This is a genomic window from Rhizobium acaciae (genome assembly GCF_025941625.1).
GTDB lineage: Bacteria > Pseudomonadota > Alphaproteobacteria > Rhizobiales > Rhizobiaceae > Rhizobium > Rhizobium acaciae.
Map to the genome: position 1 here is coordinate 26,180 of NZ_JAPCZO010000014.1, position 17,362 is coordinate 43,541.

Genomic DNA, 17,362 nt, shown 5'->3' on the forward strand with positions numbered 1-17,362 from the left:
ATCGAACCGTCGCATTCTCCATCGAAGAAACTGAATTCCTCAGTGAAAATTCCTAGCCTTCACCTTCAACGTATCAATATGCAAATCGGGGACGAAAATGTCCCGCGGCTTGACCACCGGCGCTCGATCCCGCGAATCCGGGCTGCCCGGCGATCCATGGGCGAACTCGTCACCGCGACCCGTCGGCAGTTTGAACTCCCCATCACGATCGGCCAAGGCGGATAGGTCGCCCGAGAGATCGAACAGTTGCTGGGCGATGAGGTGCACGACGTCCCCCTCCCGCTGGATACGGCCATTGATTGCCATCATGCTCGATCCGAGCACAACGCGCCGGCGCCGCTCGAAGAGCTTTGGCCACACAACGATGTTTGCCGGACCGGTCTCGTCCTCGATCGTCAGGAACATCACACCCTTGGCCGAACCCGGCATCTGACGGACGAGAACGAGGCCCGCGGTCATCAACCAACGGCCATCGCCGGCCGACATGGCCTCCCCGCAGGGGACGATGCTCCGAGCGGCAAGGTCCTTGCGCAAGAACGCGATCGGGTGCTCGCGCAGGGTCAGACCAGTATGGCTGTAGTCCTGGATGACGTTGTGCCCATCTGTCATCTGCCGGAGTTTGACGTCAGGCTCCTGCTGCTCGGCTATCGTCTTCATCTCGCGCTCGGCCGCAGCAGCAAAGAGTGGCAGTGGCTCATCGCGCAACGCTTTGATCGCCCACAGCGCGTCTCGTCGCTGAAGTTCGAGCGATGGCAGGAAAGCATCGGCCTCCGCCAGTTCGACCAGCGACGCCGCTGGTACGCCGGAGCGCCGCCACATGTCATCGACGCTGTCGAAGGGCTGATCGACACGGGCGGCCACGATGCGAGCCGCATCGACTGCGGCCAGTCCACGCACCAGACGCATCCCCAGGCGGACGGCATGATGGCCCTCGTCTCCCTTGACCTGCTCGAGCGTGCAGTCCCAGCGAGAACGGTTGATACAGACCGGCCGGATCTCCACACCGTGGTTGCGCGCATCCCCGACGATCTGGGCGACCGCGTAGAAACCCATGGGTTGGCTATTGATCAAGGCCGCGCAGAACGCGTCGGCATAATGGCATTTCACATAGCTGGAGGCGTAGGCAATGAGCGCGAACGAGGCCGCATGGCTCTCCGGAAAACCATAGGAGCCAAAGCCTTCGAGCTGAGAGAAGGTCTTTTCGGCGAATTCCGGCGTGTAGCCGTTCCTCACCATGCCGGACACGAGCTTGTCCTTGAACCGCGAGACGCCGCCGGTGAACTTGAAGGTCGCCATCGACTTGCGCAGCTGGTCGGCCTCGCCACCGGTAAAGCCGGCGCAGACCATCGCCACCCGCATCGCCGATTCTTGAAACAGCGGTACGCCGAGCGTCTTGCCCAGGACCGCCTCAAGCTCGGCCGTCGGATATTCGACGGCCTCCTTGCCTTCGCGCCGGCGCAGATAGGGATGCACCATGTCCCCCTGGATCGGACCGGGCCGGACAATGGCGACCTGCACCACGAGGTCGTAGAAGGTTCGGGGTTTCAGCCGCGGCAGCATCGCCATCTGCGCGCGGCTTTCGATCTGAAACGTGCCGAGCGTATCGGCCTTGCGGATCATCACATAGGTCGCAGGATCCTCCTGCTCGATCTTCGACAGGTCGAGATCGCGGTCCTTGTGCTCGCGGATCAGATCAAAGGCCTTGACCATGCAGGTCAGCATCCCGAGGGCCAGGATGTCCACCTTCATGAATTTCAGGGCTTCGACGTCGTCCTTGTCCCATTCGATGATCTGACGGTCCTTCATCGTGGCCGGTTCGATCGGCACGAGATCGTCGAGCCGATCATGGGTGAGGACAAACCCGCCGGGATGCTGGCCGAGATGCCGCGGGGCACCCATCAGCTGCTGTGCGAGCTTCAAGGTGAGGACAAGGCGCCGGTCGTCTGGATTGAGATTGAGCTCGCGGACATTGCGATCGCAAACCTCCTCCGACCAGGCCCACATGCCCGACGACAAGGCCTTAATCACATCCTCCGGCAGGCCGAGCGCCTTGCCGACATCGCGGATCGCGCCGCGGGCGCGATAGCGGGTCACGGTGGCGCAGAGCGCTGCCTTTTCTCTGGAATAGGTGCGATAGATCCACTGGATCACCTCTTCGCGCCGCTCGTGCTCGAAATCCACATCGATATCCGGCGGCTCGTCGCGCTCCTGGGATACAAAACGCTCGAACAGAAGATCGTTTGTCGAGGGATCGATACTGGTAATGCCGAGAATGTAGCAGACGGCGCTGTTGGCTGCAGAACCCCTCCCCTGGCAAAGAATGCCTTGAGACCGCGCATAGCGCACGATCGAGAAGACGGTCAGAAAATAGGGCGCGTATTTCATGGTGCGGATGAGGTCGAGCTCGTGCCGCACGACCTTCAACACATCGGGCGGCAGACCTTCGGGATAGCGATCGGGCACGCATTGCCAGACATAATGCTCCAGCGAAGCCTGGGCATCCTTGCCCGGTACGATCGCCTCCTCCGGATATTGGTAGGTAAGTTCCTCGAGCGAGAAAGTGCACCGACGGACGATCTCCATCGTTCGCGCGAGGGCTTGCCGGTATCGCGGAAACAGCCGCTCCATTTCTTCGGGCGGCTTCAGATAACGATCAGCGTGTCGCTCGCGCTCGAAGCCGACTTCGTCGATCGTCGTGCGGGTGCGGATGCAGGTGACAATGTCCTGCAACTGCCGACGGCCTGGCTCATGGAAGAGGACGTCATTGGTGACGACCGTTCGCACCTTAAATCGTGTTGCGAGATTTGAGATCTCATGCAGCCGCAGCTGGTCGTTCTGCCGGCGCCGCAGACAAAGCGATACATAGGCCCGATCCCCAAACAGCTCGGCCATCTTGCGCAGCTGGATCGCGCAGACATCATCCGGCAGGTCCGGCACCAGGATGCCGATCATGCCGTCGGCGTAGGCAATGACATCGTCCCAGTGGAGAATGCAGTTGTTCTTGCCGCCGCGCGACTTGCCGAGCGTGACGAGGCGGGTCAGCCGGGAATAGGCAGCCCGGTCGGTCGGGTAGACCAGCAACGACATGCCGTCGGCCAGATCGAGCCGGCAACCGACAATGAGGCGTAATCCCGTGGCGCGCGATGCTTCAAGCGCCCGGACGATCCCGGCAAGCGAATTGCGATCGACAACGCCGAGGGCTTCGATGCCGAGAGCCTTGGCGGTCTCGAACAGTTCCTGCGCCGAGCTCGCTCCGCGCAGGAAGGAAAAATGGGTCGTGACCTGCAGCTCGGCATAGCTCATGCGAAGATCCCGTGGATGAACCAGCGGTGGCTTCCGGTTTCAGGATCGATGCCATCGCCGGAGCGAAAGACCCAGAGGCGCTCGCCGGCCTCGTCTTCGATGACGAAGTAGTCCCGCACCGCCTCCATCTCGGCGTCGCGCTGCCACCACTCGCCAAAAATCCGCTCAGGCCCATCGGCCCGCTTGATCTTCCGGCGCTTGCCGCGCCAGGTGATCGAGACCGGCGGGCGGTCCGGCAGCAAGGCGATGGCCTCAATCAGTTCCGGACGCGCCAGCAGCCGGACCGGCCGTCGCCAATGGCTGACCCAGGTGACCTCGACCGGATCGGCAGCAGGACTGATGCGCTGGACGGAGCGCTCGGGCACGTCGGAGGCAACGGGTGCCACGCGATACACGCGCTGGCCACGATTGCCGTAGATATCGATCAGCGGCGTCACGTCCTTCACTTCCTCCTCGACCAGCGAGGAGGATTTCTGGCGCTCCTCCAGCGGCTCGGCCATGACGGCGGCCAGGGTGAGCTTCTCGATCCCGAAGCCGGGCTCAATCTTTTCCGTCCGGTCGCGAAACAGCTTCGTCAGCCAGGCGACGTCGCGCACCGGCTTCACCGTGCCGGCGCGGATTGCCTTCCGCGTACCGTCAACCTTTTCGACGATCAGGTCGGCGCGCCGAACACCAAGGCCGCGCCTTTGCAGCTCCTCGATCAGTTGCACGACCAGCCGGCCAACATATTTGTTGATGGTTTCGGCAGCACCGATCGGCTCGGCAAAGGCGCTGCTCACCTCGACGAGCTCGGCGGTGCGGATCGGATCGATCGGTTCGCAGATGCGTCCGAACATCTGGTCGAGCCGCCGAGCGATCTCCGGACCAAAACGAAGCGTCAGCGGCGCGCGCGGCGTGTTGCCCAATTCGCCGATGGTCTGGAAGCCAAGCGTGCGCAGATCGCTGACGACTTTCCCGGGAAGGCGCAGCAACGATATCGGCAGCTTTTCGACGGCGCGGACGGTCTCACCTGAAGGCACGATGACCGTGTCGCGGCTGATGGCGCGGGCGCAGGCGTGAGCTCCACCCCAGGTGTCGGCGATCGCGACACGGGGCGTGAGTTTTTTTGCCAGGAACTGATTGGCGATCTTCGTCACCATGGCGAGCTCGCCGCCCTGCAGGTGATCGGCACCCTCGGTGTCCATGACGATCCCATCGATCCCATCGACCGCAACAATCGGAGAATAGAGCGTCAGCGCCCAAAGGGTAATGCGTTCGAGTGCTGCAGCATCCTTTGCAGGATCCGCATCGACCAGCATCAGGCCGCGGAACAGCGCCTGTGCTTTGGCCGCCGGCATGCCGACATGGACGCCGGCTTTCCTGGCGGCCGCGTCGGCGGCCGACACCCAGCGTTTCGAGCCGCTCCTGGCGATCACGGCGATCGCCTGTTCAGGCGGAATAGACGGATCGGCGCGACGAATGCGATCCGTCGGCAGATCCGGAAGATAGATCGAGACAACCCTTGTCATCGCACGCCCTCACGAGAAACTCTGCACATTCACCCGCTTTCACGCGCATCAATTCCAGCAACCATTGGGCCCTCCCCACACCCGGCACTGGCAATTCCTCCGACGGCATGACGCTGACCCGCCATCGGGTGGTCGATGCCGTCGGCTGCCCGAAATCATTGGCCTCCGTCTGTCGCCGCCAGCGTCGCACGGCAAGCGCCATCGTGCCCGTTCGCTCAGCCGCCAGCTGCAGCCGGCGCGAGCTGACCATCGGCAGGCGAACGAGTTCACCAACGACTGCGCCGAGCCCGCCGAAGGACAGCCCTTCCTCCATGTTTGCCAGGACGTCTTCTTCCCTGTCGGATTCGACAAAGATCACCCGGTCGGGATGGAGGCCGACCTGGGCGAGCGCAGGAAAAAACAGATCGGGGCGCGTCAGGCACCAGACGATCGGGCCTTTGGTGCGGGCCGCGATGGCCGCCGCACAGAGCGCCGCCGCCGCACCATCCACCGTGCCCGATCCGCCGCCGGCAAATTCGTGCAGGGCGCCATAGGCCAGACCACCTCCCGGCAGGACCGCATCGATTTCCGGCACGCCGAAGGACAGACAGCCGGCCTTTCTGGCTGACACGCCCTCCAGCGAGGCGATGCGCTCGCGCAAATCGGAAATCACCCGTTCACGGGCAGCAGTCATCGTTCACGGCTCCCTTCAAGGTCGTGTTGGCGGCCGACATCATGTCGATCAAATGCGGATGTTCTCTTTCTGTTCCGACCCAATAAAAGAGTCAAGCAACCGGAAGGATGGGAATATTATCCTGAACATTAGAAATCAGCAGAATACCCATGAGAATCAGCCCAATAGCGGCCCGCGGATTTTTTCCGAGCGTTTACGGGCGCTAATCCCTTTGTGTGAATTGCGGGGACAAGTCGGCATCGTCACAGTGTCTTTAAGATTTTTCTGCTGAACTGTCGGCATGCCGAAGCCTCCGAGATCAAAACCCCTCCTTCGCGACACCGAGGCCCCGATCCGTTCCCGGCCGCGAGGCAAGCGCAATCCCGCCCAACCACAGCTGCTGTTCGATCCCATGCCCGAGCGCGTCGAGCCTGCGCTGGCGCAACTGAAGGCCCATCCTCCAAAGGGAAACGAGTGGAGTTGGGAGCTGAAATGGGATGGCTATCGCCTTGCCGTTCATGTCGAGCCGCAAGGGATTAGGATCCTCACGCGTGGCGGCCATGACTGGACGCACCGGTTTCCGGCGATAGAGCAGGCCGCCCGAGCGCTCGGGCCGGCGACGATGATCATCGATGGCGAAGCCGTCGTGCTCGACGATGAGGGGCGGCCGGATTTTGGGCTGTTGCAGCAATCGCTGGGCGCATCCGACAAACAAGCTGGCAACCGGGCCTCTAACGCGGTCCTCTACGCGTTCGATCTTATCTACCTTGATGGCCACGATTTGCGCGGTGTCGAATACCGATCGCGCCGACACCTTCTCGAGGACACGTTAAACGGCCTAAAGAATGATCAAGTCGGCGCCGTCAGGCTATCGGAAACACTCGATGGCGAACCAGCCGTCCTGCTGCAGCACGTCTGCCGCCTCGGCTTGGAAGGCATCGTCGGCAAGCGTCTCGACCGGCCCTATCGCTCTGGCCGGACCGGAGATTGGGTGAAAGTCAAATGCATCCAGAGCGAAGCGTTCTTCATCGTCGGTTATGAGAGGTCGGCGGCGTCCCCTGCCGGCTTCGGCTCATTAGTGCTTGCCGCCTACCGCGATGCCGATCTCGTTCATGTGGGAAGCGTCGGAACAGGCTTCAAGGAAGCCGAGGCCAACAGGTTACGGAAGATGCTGGACACGCTGCGATGGAAGCGAAAGCAACCGCCCCTGCCCTATTCCGGAAGTGCCGACATTGTCTGGGTCGAGCCGACACTGATCGCCGAGATCGAGTTTCGCGCCTGGTCGACTGACGGGAAACTACGTCATCCATCCTACAAGGGCCTGCGCGAACGCCAGGACAATGCCGACGTTTTCCGGCTCGACTAGCGAAACCGGCGCCATACGCTAGATTGTCCTCCATTCGAGCTCGGCGGAGTAGATATCTAGCATGTGCAACCTGTATCGCATGGAAGACAGGGACTGGGTCGCAAAATGGGCCCAGGACGCTGAAAGCCTGATCAACCTGATGCCGGCCTACCAGATGAACCCGGATCAGATGGGGCCGATCGTCCGCAACACCGCCGACGGAAAGAAGCAGCTGGTCCATGCGCGCTGGGGACTGCCCTCGCCGCGCTTTGCCCTTGAGAAGGCGGCCAAAATCAAGGCCGAGAAACTTGCGGCGAAAGGCAAGCCATTCGATCTCGAGGAACTGATCCGGATGGAGGCCGACCGCGGCACGACCAATGTGCGCAAGCTCGGTTTTCCGCACTGGAAACGATGGTTTGGTGTCGAAAACAGATGCCTCGTCCCGGTCACCAGTTTCGCGGAACCGGATCCGGCCAGCCAGGAGGATGGCGGGAACGTGCCCAATGCCTGGTTCGCCCGCGACGAGGAGAAGTCGCTGATGTTCTTTGCCGGTCTCCATGTGCCGCAATGGCAGAGTGTCCGAAAGGTCAGGGACGGCCTGACCACTAACGACCTCTATGGGTTTTTAACCACGGATCCCAACGACCTGGTGAAGGCGATCCATGAAAAGGCGATGCCGGTCCTGTTGCGGACGAAGGAAGAGACCGACATCTGGATGCGGGCGCAGTGGGATGAGGCCAAGGAACTGGCCCGCCCATTACCGAATGACGCGCTGATCATCTCCTCCCGCGAACCGTACGGATCCACGATCGTTTCGAAATCCGGAGAGCTGGTGGAACAGGGCAGTCTCCTTTGACGCCTGGGCTCAGAGCTTGAATGTATCGGAAAACGAAAAAGCCTGCCGCGGGAGGAGGTGCGGCAGGCTTTTCGAAAGAATTGAACCACGGCTGGGAGGAGGAGGGCCGTTGTTCCGTCAGGCTCCCCTGGGAGGAGGAATGGGTCGCCTGAAACACGAAGCTCTGCGGGAGGAGGTGCATTGCTTCGTTGATCCGAAGATATCAGAGGCTGTCCCGACCGCCAGCGCTCAGATCGCAGTGCAGCCATGCGTTTGTTGCAACGCAATATAACTCCTGTGCTCATTTTTCGGCCATTATGGTCGAGACGCCGCTTTCTCTGTGCTGGGCTCGAAACCGAGAACGAATTCGATCACCTTGGCAGAGGACATTTCGCAGGGGTTCAGTGCCGATCCCCGCCCAGCGAATCGATAGAGGTTGAAGCTGACGATATCTGTTCCGCCAAGCTCCTCGCCATAAAGCCAGGTCCGTTTGCCATCCTGCGACCGCTTGACGGTCACGCCCCATGATCGATTACCAAAATATCCGTCGACATAGCCGTCCGGCAATTTCGCAAGCGCGTCTTCGAACGTCGCCTGAATTGTTGGAGGTGTTTTGCCGTTGGCCGTCATGGTGCGAGGCATTCGTCGCAGATCCCGCAGCCATCGTCATCCATGCTTGAGGCCGGACGTAACCTGCGACAGCACGGACACGTCGTTGCATCCGGTGCACACTCTTCATCGCGGTCCGGGGGAAGAATTTCGATACAGACGTTCGACAGGACATCGGCCGCGCTTCGATCCATGCGATGCTCCAGTGTTGGGATACACTAGAGATAGTGAACCTCGAAGGCTGCACAAGCCGGCAGAGATTGCTGTCGGAGATTGGCCAGTGCGGAACTTGTGCCGACCGTCTCAAATTAATTGCCAAGAGCTGCTCTAACCGGCGCGTTCTCACGATTAGCTGCCAACACGGCCCCCGTGCTCGACGTAACATCATTGCCAATCGGCGCCTAAACACGGGCGATCAGCTTGACAGAAGATTAGCGGCTCGGAGATACCTGCAGGGTCTTTTCTAATAGCGGAAATGACGTTGCTGCAAGTTCTGAGGACATTGTGGACGCGGGGAGCAAGTGCCGAACACATGTCGTTCTGAAGGGACATAAGGAAGCAAGACTGTGATCTATGAGCTTAGAATTTACGACTGCGTGCCCGGCCGATTGCCCGCGCTACTCAACCGCTTTGCCGAACATACGCTGGCAATATGGGACAAGCACGGCATTAAACAGGCAGGTTTCTTCACCACAATCGTGGGCGAAAGCAGCCACCGTCTCACCTATCTCATCGCCTGGGAATCGCTAGCCGATCGCGAGGTGAAATGGAAAGCGTTCACCACTGATCCTGCATGGCTCAAGGCCCGCGACGAGTCCGAGCGCGACGGGCAGATCCTCTCCAATATCTCTAACCAGCTGTTGTCGCCGACCGCCTTTTCGGCAGTGAAATAAGACACTACCGATCCCCGCTTGCCGCCAGTCGAAATTTCCACCCGATCGGGTCATCCGCCGAAGCGATGACGAACGGCAGGCTTAGGAAACCGCCAACACTGCCCGTGCAATGCGCACCCCTGGGGGATTCCTTCCAAGGAGTGCGCGTGTCGTGCTCAAGGGAGAACGGAGATGACCGTCTTTCCCGCGCGCCGCTCCGTGGAATTGAAGGTGGCGACCGCATCGTCCAGACTTGAAACCTTGCCGATGTTCGTCCGCAGTCTTCCGTCCCGGACGCGCTCAACGATCTCAGATAGCTGGGCACGGTCGGCCTCGACGACGAAGTCAACCGTGAGGCCATCCACAGGTCGAATATCCGTCGGTCCGACGGCTGTCACAAGCGTTCCTCCCGCCCGGATCAGCGTTGCTGACCGTTTCTGAACATCGCCGCCGATAACGTCGAATACCAGATCGACGCCGCCGACGTCTTCCAGGGTGTCGTTTCCAAGATCGACGAATTCATTTGCACCGAAGTCAAGGGCCTTCTGGCGGTCAGCGGCGCGTCCGGTGCCGATGACATAGGCGCCGGCTTCCCGCGCAAGCTGCGTCACGATCGAGCCGACGGCGCCGGCGGCGCCGTGTGCGAGGACGCTCTGCCCCGCCTGAAGGCGGCCATGCTGAAACAGTCCCTGCCATGCGGTCAGGCCAGATATCGGCAGGCTTGCGCCCACCGTGAAGTCGACGCTGCCGGGCAGCGGCGCGAGATTGCGAGCCTCCACAGCGACGTACTCAGCGAGTGTGCCGTCGCGATACCAGTCAGTCAGGCCGAACACCCGCTGACCGATCGACAGCCCCGTGGTGCCATAGCCCAGCGCGGTGATCACACCGGCCAGCTCATGGCCGAGGATCGATGGCGTCCGGTCACGAAAGGTTCGATCGGTCCAGGTCGAAGGCCAATCCAGTTCGGTGTTGACGAAGCCCGCTGCATGGACCTCAACGACGACGTCGTTGATCGCTGCCTGTGGCCTGGGTCGTTCCACCAGCTTCATTCCGGCTGTTCCCGCAGCCTGGTCGGTCACTACGATCGCTTTCATGGGAATTGTCTCCTCAGATATTTGTTGGTTGGATAATTGCAGGCGTGGAAGGTCTTTTCGATCTCTCGCGCGACATGTGATCGGCTTGACGCCTTCAACTGCGCGGCGGTGGCGAGCGCTTCATCGCCAAAAGTTCCGTCACATCATGCAGATCGTCTGCCGACGAGATGGCAAGCGTCAGCCATTTTCCGTCGATGTATGTTTTGGCTTCATCGTAAAGCTTGACCAGTTGCGGGCGCCAGACATAACGCCGCTCCTCGAACTTCTCTCGCTCTGCTCCACCCATCACCACGACAGCCGAAAACCGACGGTATTCCGGCACCAGGGTGGTAAACGCCTTCGTTTTCTTATAGCGCAAGGACCAACCGCGGTTCTTGCCACCGTAGAGCCAGTCCGGCGCGAAAACTCCTGGGTAGAATTCGTCGATCCAGTTCCGCAGTTTGGCCCAATGCTCGAGTGCCTCTGCTCCGATCCATTCGCGGACGGCGCTGTCATCGGGCGGTGCTGATTTGTCGGCGATCCTGTCGCCGATTTGGGGAAGTGTATTGGTAGGTAAAATCATGTGAAGGCCTCATGTTCATGGTTCGGCGGAGGTCGGAGGTTAAGATGCGGGTGCACCATGGCACGCCCTCAAAAAGCTCCCGGCGACGCTCTCGAAAGCAAAGGCGCATCGCGATACGGCCGACCAATGCTCGAGAGCGCTGCAGGGCGACCGGCGACGCCTCGGAGCTGTCCCACGACAGTAAGGTCGAGAGCAGTGAGCGCCTTGTCCCTCGCTAACGGCGCCTGGCTCCAATCCAGGAAGGCAGTGCCTTGAAGCGGGAGAAATTGTTGCGTCCGCAGCCCAATGGAGCTGAGTGCCAGCGACAGATAGGGTGTGAGAAAATCCGGCTGGTTGGCTCGCTCACCGGTGAAGAAGCCACCAGAAGCCGCGCCGATAAACACCGGGCGGTCCTGGAGCATTCCGACCTTGCCTGATGGCGTCGACTTCATCGTGCGGCCGACGCGCAGGATCTGGTCGATCCACGCCTTGAGGACCGAGGGAATCGTCAGATTGTGCATCGGCGTTCCGATGACAATCACATCGGCCGCTTCGACTTCCCGAATAAGCACTTCGGAAAGATCCAGAGAACCCATCGGCGGGGCGGCCAACGTTGCCGGCGACGCCAACGCGGCGGCGTAAAGGGCTTCGGTTTGCGGCAGGGGATCAGCCCCCAGGTCACGCCGGGTGATGGTTGCTCCGTTCGCAACCTCGAGAAGCCTTTCGACGATCGCAGCCGATAGCGCACGGCTATGCGATTCCTGACGCGGACTGCTATCGATATGGAGAATATTCATGTCAATGATCCCAATAGCTTCAAAAGGTTGCGGCAGGCGAAAGCTTAGATCGAGCCGGCTGGTGTTACGGCGGGAAAGTCCTTCTCCGGGTCGAACACGTTGTTGAAGAAGTTCGTCAGGGAATACATGGCCACAAGCGCGACGATCTCGATGATGTTCGCATCGGTATAGCCAGCATCGCGGACGGCTTTCAGGTCGGCGTCGCTGACTTGCCCGCGGGTCTCGACGACCTTGCGTGCAAACTGGACGGCGGCGTCCCGCTTCGGGTCGGTAGCATGACCCTTGCGCGCGAGAATGATGTCATCGGCCGGCAGTTTAGCCATATGTTCAGCGGTGAAGCTGTGAACAGTCAGGCAGTAATTACACCCGTTCATCTCCGAGACGGCAAGGCCGATGCTGTCGCGTGTCTTTACGTCGAGCGCCTTGCTCAGGGAGCCGAGCAGGGTGGCCCAGGCGTTGAACGCAATGGGGCTCTGCGCGAAGGCCGCCATCATGTTGGGCGTGAACCCGATGCTCCTGGTGAACGTGTCGAGCGTCTGTTTCGATTCAGCCGGCACCTGTTCCGGCGTCAGAACAACGGTTCTGGACATTGTAATCTCCTATTTCTTGATTGGATTGGTAATCAGGCGAAGTCGAGGACGTCGGCCACCGGCATGCGCGGCTTCTGCGGCCAGTTGCCGGCCCGCTCCGGCCCGACGGTCAGCAGCATCACCGGGATTTCGTCTTCGGCCAAGCCGAATTCGCGATGCACGGCCTCTGCGTCGAAGCCGATCATCGGTGTCGAACCCAGGCCGAGCGAACAGGCGGCATAGATGATTGCGGCGCTGCCGAAGGTAGCGGAGCGCACCGCCTCGTCGCGCTGGCGCTGCGGCTGGTCGTCATACAGCCCGCGGGCGGGGATTTCCCATTCCGGCACCAGATGGGCCGGCATGATGCCGGCTTCCACGACCGGCGCCAGGCGCGCGGGGACCGTGCTGGCATCGGCCAACTGGCCGACGATGATGAAAGTAACGGCGGCGTCGAGGATCGCGGGCTGCTTCCAGGCGATCGGATGGAGCAGTGCCTTGGCGTCAGGCGTACGGACGGCGATAAACCGCCAGTTCTGCAGGTGGAACGATGTCGGTGCGGCCGTGCCGATCCGCACCAGGTCGCGGATCTCATCGTCGCTCAGGGTGGCGGCGCGGTCATAGTACTTGGCAGCACTACGGCTCAGGATGGTTTCGATGACGGCGTTCGTCGGCGTCAGTTCGTTGGCTGCGTTGCTGATGTAGTTCATTGGGTGGCTCCCTCATCAAGTGATTACGGAGCCCAATTTACGGTCGTCAGTGAGAATATCTAGACTGGATTACCTCAATATAATGCGCGAAAGGATCAATCCTCGGAACGCACCCGCCCGGCCTGCGCTTGTCGGCGCCATTCCCCGGGGGTCATTCCCATTCTCTCAGTAAATACACGACGGAATGCCGAGACAGACTGATAACCGACCGTTTCGGCCACAGCCTCAGTGCTGATTGCTGGCTTCTTTAGCTCGTTGGCGGCCAAACTCATGCGGAGATCGGTCAACAGGTCGAGCGCGGAGCAACCCAACCTGTCCTGAAAGTGCCGCATGAATGTGGCGCGTGACATGCCACACAAGTCCGCCAGATCGGGCAGTTTCCATGGCTGGGCCGGATCGGCGAGCATGGCGGCAATTGCCGGAGCCAATCGCGGGTGGCCGGCCAGGGCTAACAAGCCTTCGGGAGCTTTGTCGGATTCGCTCGCCGCTCGCAGCACCAGCGTGAACAGGGCCGAAGAAAGGGCGTTGAGAACTGCGCGCCCTCCTGCGCGGTCGCCGGCAGACTCCATCCGCATCAGTCCCACCAGGCTGGCCAGTTGATCGGCAGCCGATCCAATACCGTCTTTTCCGACGTCGTTTCCCGTTCGCGCCACAAGGTTCGTAGGTAGGTAATTGCGGATCAGCCGATCGTGGGGCGGTGCAATGAAAAATCGCCCACACAACAAATCGAGTTGCTCGCCGTGACTGTCGTTCTCGCTCAACATCCATCCGGCAGAGCCCTTGCGCTGCTGGGTGGGGATTGGCGTTTTTCCGCTACCGTCGTGAAGCACGTGCGCCGCACCGTGAGGAAGCAGCACGATATCCCCACTCACCAGCTCCCTCGCCGTTCGCGTCTCCGGATCCTCGAAGATGGCCCGGCCCTTGACGATGACGTGGTAGGGAATTTCGTTCGCCGCCGCCCGGCTCCACGTCAGACGCCACGGCGCACCATAGGCACAGCGCACCTCGAGCTGACCGGTTACCGTGACGATTTGCAGGAGATGGCTTAACCAATCGACTTCAGACATTGGACCTCAAGAACCCGGAAACGAAACATCTTACCGCAATTGTCCGCTCGTTCCACTTACCGGCATGGCTTGGTCAGCCGATCACAGCTTTCAGGCAAGGCGAGAGTGATGTCACGGCTCAATGAGGATCAGAGCCTTCGTTCGGCATTGTTTCAGCCGCCATTGCCAAAACCAGCGATGCACGCCTTGAAAGGATACGAACCAACGGCCCTGTTATTCCCCGAGCAAAAACGGCGATATTTTCGTCGTTCTTGACCAGGAGGCACTCGTCTCGGTTCCGCAAACTGGTACGCTTATTCAAGGAAGCTTCGATCGGGAAGCATGATCGATCCTAGCCACTCCAGCAGGTGCTGGAACATCAACGTGAAATTTTCAGGCGGCCGTGTCAGGGACCTGTCCGACTTCCACATGAAAGGCAGGCCGTGGGCCATGTTGCCCCGAGCGGTCCACAAATCTTCTGCAAAGGTGAAAAGGTCCGGCCGCTCCGTCTTGAGGTTTCGGCCGGCGATTGTCTCCAGTCGGCTCGACAGATGCTTCAGGAGGTCGGTGTCTTTCGCTCTTGCACCGATCGCGGCGTAGATATCATCACGCAGCCGCTCGACTGCATTGCAGGCGAGAAGAAGACAAAGTAGGAAATCGCCTTGCGCGTAATAGAAGATAACGTCCGAGAGTGCGGCCTTGTCCGGGTCAGGCGCTTTCGCGTTCTTGAACGCCGACAGCCCCTTCAGGAAGATTTCATGGTTCACGGCTTTGACCACGGGATCATGAATGAATATGCCGGGCGATCCTGAATGGATCCTGCCGTTGTAGAAATCCTCTCTCGCCATCTCGAAGGTCGTCTGGATTGCGGGGGTGGCCGGTACCTCCCTGCGGCCAGCCCACCACTGGCCCGTCTCGATGCGGATATGCCGCATGAGGTCTTCCAGCAGTCGTTCGGAGAATTGCTCCCGGTCGCCATCAGGCGGGTCTCCCACGACCCGGACGCACAGTGTATCCGCCGAAAACTGCCCAAGCCTATCGAAGTTCGCCTCGTCGTCGAGGAACATCAGCACACGCCCGTGGCCGTCTACTCCCGCCAGCATCGCCAGGCTGGAGACAAAGATTTCAAACTTGGCCGGATTGGGATCGAACGCTGCGACATTCTCGCGGGCAATCGTTGGACGCGAGATCCAGCCAATCGGTCTGGATCGACGGAAGGGCGAAACCAGTACCGAGCAGTCAGCAAGAGCAATCGAGTAGTTTGTCGATCTGTCCCAGGCCGGATCCACGAATACCGGGCTTGGGAAGGTCAAAAACATCAGATCGCCCGTATGCTCAACGTCCATCGATTTGTCCCACAACGTGACGAGATGATTGACCGGGCGCTTTTACTCTATGCGAATGGTCTTATAGCGAAGCGCCGACAGGTCGACCCGCAGCGCGTCGGTAAAATGGCTTGCATAAATCCTGGCATCGAACCCGTTGAACGAAGCCCCGCGTTCTCTCAGGCTTTTGAATACGCGGCAAATAGCAGAGACGAATATGGGGATGACATTCAGGTAGACCTGCTTGGACGGATAATGTTCTGCGCCAGCCTTCGCGAATATCTGGTCGAACCCGAGATCAGATTTCAACTGCTGCAACAGCTTGTCGCGGTTGCGTGGCTTCATCTTGGCTTCAAGGGCCGGGGATCCCAATGAAGGGTCGAGACGGAGCAGGAAGTCTTCGGCCTTGTAGAGCTGATTGGCGACATGTGCATCGCCGACAACGCTGTGGCTCACCAAAAGAAATGCCGCTCCTGCAAATCTCAACGGCCCTCCGTCTTGCGCCATCGTCGCATTCCAGCTGGAAAAGAGCTCGTGGTCCTTATGATGGATGGCGTTGCGCAACAACAGGATCAGCGCCGTATCGGCATGTTCGAAATAGTCGAAAGCCGCTTTGTCGACATCATAGAGGCTGTGAAAAGCTTCCAGCTCCGCTTCGAACGAGCGGTCCAGATCATCGATCGCTTCCTCCAGATCGACGCGTCTAAGCGTTTCAAAGTTTGCGTGGGCCTCTGCGTAAATTCGCATCCCATTCGCCAGTTTGTCGATTGCACGTTCTGTAATTTTCATGGTCATCCGGTTTTCTGGACGGCGAAGCTTCATAATCACGAACCGCGATCGAAGTTGCGATCAATAGGCGCGCGTTTTCGGTTTCTGGTAGCGCAACTAGTGGCTGATCTGATTTACTCTTGTTCACACCGGAGTTTGCATTTTTTCATCGGCAATGGTCGAATCGTCCACAGGGATCTGATAGCTCGAAGTGATGGTATCAAGAACTGCCAGCGCCCTGCATGCCATCACTGACGGTGGCCTTTTCGAAAGGATTGCAACGTCTGCCTTCGCCTGGCATCGCCTTATGTCGGGATCGTCCATACCGGAATAAATCCCGATGGGAAGACACGAAAGGCGCCTGTCGACGGTGTGTTCGTTCTTGGCGAGGGCGGCGGACGCCTCATCTACGTCAACCACACGATAACCGCAGCCGACGGCCTCGAGTGCAAATGGCTTCATGACACCTCAACCGTTGTAGCAAAGACGAAGAAGCGTGCGTCCGGTCCAACGCCGCCAGGAGACGTGCTCAAATGTCTCGACCTCATTTGCAAGCGCGTCTGGAAAGGCCGGGATTGGCGGCAACAATCGTCTTGATGACGAACCAGGAACCGGACCGAACCCTTGTTCAACAGGCGGCCTTCCTTGCCGGTCGGGACGGCGTTGAGATCGACATCTGGAGCCGGTCGCGCATCGCCGACGTGCTCGATGTCGACGCGCGAGGACAGTTCGTCCGCAAGAAGTTGCTCAACATTGACGAGGAGCTTCTGTCTCTCGACCTGCTTGTGGAACTCGGGAGGGAGAGCGTCAGGTCGTTTTCGGCTGGAGACAACCCCGGTGACCGCGTGGATCGGGAAATCGATAATCAGGTCGGATATGCATCGACGCCGATTACATTTGTGGTCGGGGCATAGGGTTGGGTAAAACCATCGCCTGCCTGAAGGCGCTGCAGACGCATGCCGAACGAGACGGCCCAGCGCTGATCATACCCCACGGCGTGATCGAGCAGGCGTTCTCGATCGATAGCGCCATCATGCTGACGCTTGCGCAAATGCGACGAAGCTCGCACTGGCCGACATGCCCACGCGGCTTGCCAGTCCTTCTGCGCCGCTGCTTGTTCTCATCGAAGACATCAACCGTTCGAACCAGCCGATACAGCTGGTCGAAAAGCTCCAATAGGTCCGGGCGGTGGTCTCAGACGAAAACTTCAGCGACGGCGCCGATCATCACCGCTTGGCGGCCGAGTACATGCGCGAGCAAATCCCTTCCTTCCACAGGCCAGTCGCCCGATCATGCCATAATCGGTCATTGCCATGAATTCCTTGCTCGCCCAACTGATATAAACGCCTGTGCGGTCCAGAATGTAAAGGATAGTGTCTCTATCTGAACGG

General features: G+C 60.0%; 17 protein-coding genes. 4 read left to right on the forward strand and 13 right to left on the reverse strand.

Annotated features, from left to right (window positions below; all coding sequences use genetic code 11):
• Positions 1–39: 39 nt before the first annotated feature.
• The 3 genes from OLZ32_RS21985 to OLZ32_RS21995 are packed head-to-tail and all read right to left on the reverse strand — an operon-like array spanning position 40 to position 5,484.
• Positions 40–3,303, reverse strand: a complete 3,264-nt coding sequence (locus OLZ32_RS21985; RefSeq protein WP_264422507.1) for an error-prone DNA polymerase — start codon at positions 3,301–3,303, stop codon at positions 40–42.
• Complete coding sequence (locus OLZ32_RS21990) at positions 3,300–4,811, reverse strand: Y-family DNA polymerase (RefSeq protein WP_264422509.1); 1,512 nt, start codon at positions 4,809–4,811, stop codon at positions 3,300–3,302. The genes OLZ32_RS21985 and OLZ32_RS21990 overlap by 4 nt, the downstream gene beginning before the upstream one ends.
• On the reverse strand, positions 4,732–5,484 hold the full coding sequence (locus OLZ32_RS21995; protein WP_264422511.1) for an ImuA family protein: 753 nt from the start codon (positions 5,482–5,484) through the stop codon (positions 4,732–4,734). Before OLZ32_RS21995 ends, OLZ32_RS21990 begins: the two co-directional genes overlap by 80 nt.
• A 280-nt stretch (positions 5,485–5,764) precedes the next feature.
• Between OLZ32_RS21995 and ligD the strand changes: the two genes are divergently transcribed.
• A complete protein-coding gene (gene ligD / locus OLZ32_RS22000) occupies positions 5,765–6,829 on the forward strand; it encodes a non-homologous end-joining DNA ligase (protein ID WP_264422513.1) in 1,065 nt (354 codons plus the stop codon).
• A gap of 61 nt (positions 6,830–6,890) precedes the next feature.
• Positions 6,891–7,664, forward strand: coding sequence for an SOS response-associated peptidase (locus tag OLZ32_RS22005; RefSeq protein ID WP_264422515.1), 774 nt, complete (start codon positions 6,891–6,893; stop codon positions 7,662–7,664).
• Between the two features lie 294 nt (positions 7,665–7,958).
• Here OLZ32_RS22005 and OLZ32_RS22010 read toward each other — a convergent pair whose 3' ends face one another.
• Positions 7,959–8,285, reverse strand: coding sequence for a hypothetical protein (locus OLZ32_RS22010; protein ID WP_264422517.1), 327 nt, complete (start codon positions 8,283–8,285; stop codon positions 7,959–7,961).
• Between the two features lie 533 nt (positions 8,286–8,818).
• Here OLZ32_RS22010 and OLZ32_RS22015 point away from each other — a divergent pair.
• Entirely contained in the window at positions 8,819–9,145 is a 327-nt protein-coding gene (locus OLZ32_RS22015) for an NIPSNAP family protein (RefSeq protein WP_221994911.1), read from the forward strand.
• Positions 9,146–9,300: 155 nt separating this feature from the next.
• Here the strand turns inward: OLZ32_RS22015 and OLZ32_RS22020 are convergent, their stop codons facing one another.
• From OLZ32_RS22020 to OLZ32_RS22060, 9 genes are all read right to left on the reverse strand, one after another.
• Positions 9,301–10,218, reverse strand: coding sequence for an NADP-dependent oxidoreductase (locus OLZ32_RS22020; protein ID WP_264422522.1), 918 nt, complete (start codon positions 10,216–10,218; stop codon positions 9,301–9,303).
• A gap of 94 nt (positions 10,219–10,312) precedes the next feature.
• Positions 10,313–10,780 (reverse strand): DUF3788 domain-containing protein, encoded by a 468-nt coding sequence (locus OLZ32_RS22025; RefSeq protein ID WP_264422524.1) that lies wholly within the window; start codon positions 10,778–10,780, stop codon positions 10,313–10,315.
• A gap of 68 nt (positions 10,781–10,848) precedes the next feature.
• Entirely contained in the window at positions 10,849–11,556 is a 708-nt protein-coding gene (locus tag OLZ32_RS22030; RefSeq protein ID WP_264422526.1) for an FMN-dependent NADH-azoreductase, read from the reverse strand.
• Positions 11,557–11,600: 44 nt separating this feature from the next.
• Positions 11,601–12,146: a carboxymuconolactone decarboxylase family protein gene (locus OLZ32_RS22035; RefSeq protein ID WP_264422528.1), complete on the reverse strand. Its 546-nt coding sequence runs from the start codon at positions 12,144–12,146 to the stop codon at positions 11,601–11,603.
• Positions 12,147–12,178: 32 nt separating this feature from the next.
• Entirely contained in the window at positions 12,179–12,832 is a 654-nt protein-coding gene (locus tag OLZ32_RS22040; protein ID WP_264422531.1) for a nitroreductase family protein, read from the reverse strand.
• A gap of 95 nt (positions 12,833–12,927) precedes the next feature.
• Positions 12,928–13,899: an AraC family transcriptional regulator gene (locus OLZ32_RS22045; RefSeq protein WP_264422533.1), complete on the reverse strand. Its 972-nt coding sequence runs from the start codon at positions 13,897–13,899 to the stop codon at positions 12,928–12,930.
• A 293-nt stretch (positions 13,900–14,192) separates the two neighbouring features.
• Positions 14,193–15,224 (reverse strand): hypothetical protein, encoded by a 1,032-nt coding sequence (locus tag OLZ32_RS22050; protein WP_264422535.1) that lies wholly within the window; start codon positions 15,222–15,224, stop codon positions 14,193–14,195.
• Between the two features lie 42 nt (positions 15,225–15,266).
• Positions 15,267–15,998: a hypothetical protein gene (locus OLZ32_RS22055; protein WP_264422537.1), complete on the reverse strand. Its 732-nt coding sequence runs from the start codon at positions 15,996–15,998 to the stop codon at positions 15,267–15,269.
• 117 nt (positions 15,999–16,115) lie between these two features.
• On the reverse strand, positions 16,116–16,433 hold the full coding sequence (locus tag OLZ32_RS22060) for a hypothetical protein (RefSeq protein ID WP_264422539.1): 318 nt from the start codon (positions 16,431–16,433) through the stop codon (positions 16,116–16,118).
• A gap of 71 nt (positions 16,434–16,504) precedes the next feature.
• Here OLZ32_RS22060 and OLZ32_RS22065 point away from each other — a divergent pair, with 71 nt between their 5' ends.
• On the forward strand, positions 16,505–16,885 hold the full coding sequence (locus tag OLZ32_RS22065) for a hypothetical protein (protein WP_264422541.1): 381 nt from the start codon (positions 16,505–16,507) through the stop codon (positions 16,883–16,885).
• Positions 16,886–17,362 lie beyond the last annotated feature (477 nt).

What these genes read in the sequence shown, in the direction of transcription:
- OLZ32_RS21990 (WP_264422509.1), bottom strand. Translation starts at nt 4,811, where the DNA reads ATGACAAGGGTTGTCTCGATCTATCTTCCGGATCTGCCGACGGATCGC.
- OLZ32_RS22035 (WP_264422528.1), bottom strand. Translation starts at nt 12,146, where the DNA reads ATGTCCAGAACCGTTGTTCTGACGCCGGAACAGGTGCCGGCTGAATCG.
- OLZ32_RS22005 (WP_264422515.1), top strand. Translation starts at nt 6,891, where the DNA reads ATGTGCAACCTGTATCGCATGGAAGACAGGGACTGGGTCGCAAAATGG.
- OLZ32_RS22060 (WP_264422539.1), bottom strand. Translation starts at nt 16,433, where the DNA reads ATGAAGCCATTTGCACTCGAGGCCGTCGGCTGCGGTTATCGTGTGGTT.
- ligD (WP_264422513.1), top strand. Translation starts at nt 5,765, where the DNA reads ATGCCGAAGCCTCCGAGATCAAAACCCCTCCTTCGCGACACCGAGGCC.
- OLZ32_RS22025 (WP_264422524.1), bottom strand. Translation starts at nt 10,780, where the DNA reads ATGATTTTACCTACCAATACACTTCCCCAAATCGGCGACAGGATCGCC.
- OLZ32_RS22020 (WP_264422522.1), bottom strand. Translation starts at nt 10,218, where the DNA reads ATGAAAGCGATCGTAGTGACCGACCAGGCTGCGGGAACAGCCGGAATG.
- OLZ32_RS21995 (WP_264422511.1), bottom strand. Translation starts at nt 5,484, where the DNA reads ATGACTGCTGCCCGTGAACGGGTGATTTCCGATTTGCGCGAGCGCATC.
- OLZ32_RS22045 (WP_264422533.1), bottom strand. Translation starts at nt 13,899, where the DNA reads ATGTCTGAAGTCGATTGGTTAAGCCATCTCCTGCAAATCGTCACGGTA.
- OLZ32_RS22010 (WP_264422517.1), bottom strand. Translation starts at nt 8,285, where the DNA reads ATGCCTCGCACCATGACGGCCAACGGCAAAACACCTCCAACAATTCAG.
- OLZ32_RS22030 (WP_264422526.1), bottom strand. Translation starts at nt 11,556, where the DNA reads ATGAATATTCTCCATATCGATAGCAGTCCGCGTCAGGAATCGCATAGC.
- OLZ32_RS22050 (WP_264422535.1), bottom strand. Translation starts at nt 15,224, where the DNA reads ATGGACGTTGAGCATACGGGCGATCTGATGTTTTTGACCTTCCCAAGC.
- OLZ32_RS22065 (WP_264422541.1), top strand. Translation starts at nt 16,505, where the DNA reads ATGTCTCGACCTCATTTGCAAGCGCGTCTGGAAAGGCCGGGATTGGCG.
- OLZ32_RS22040 (WP_264422531.1), bottom strand. Translation starts at nt 12,832, where the DNA reads ATGAACTACATCAGCAACGCAGCCAACGAACTGACGCCGACGAACGCC.
- OLZ32_RS21985 (WP_264422507.1), bottom strand. Translation starts at nt 3,303, where the DNA reads ATGAGCTATGCCGAGCTGCAGGTCACGACCCATTTTTCCTTCCTGCGC.
- OLZ32_RS22055 (WP_264422537.1), bottom strand. Translation starts at nt 15,998, where the DNA reads ATGACCATGAAAATTACAGAACGTGCAATCGACAAACTGGCGAATGGG.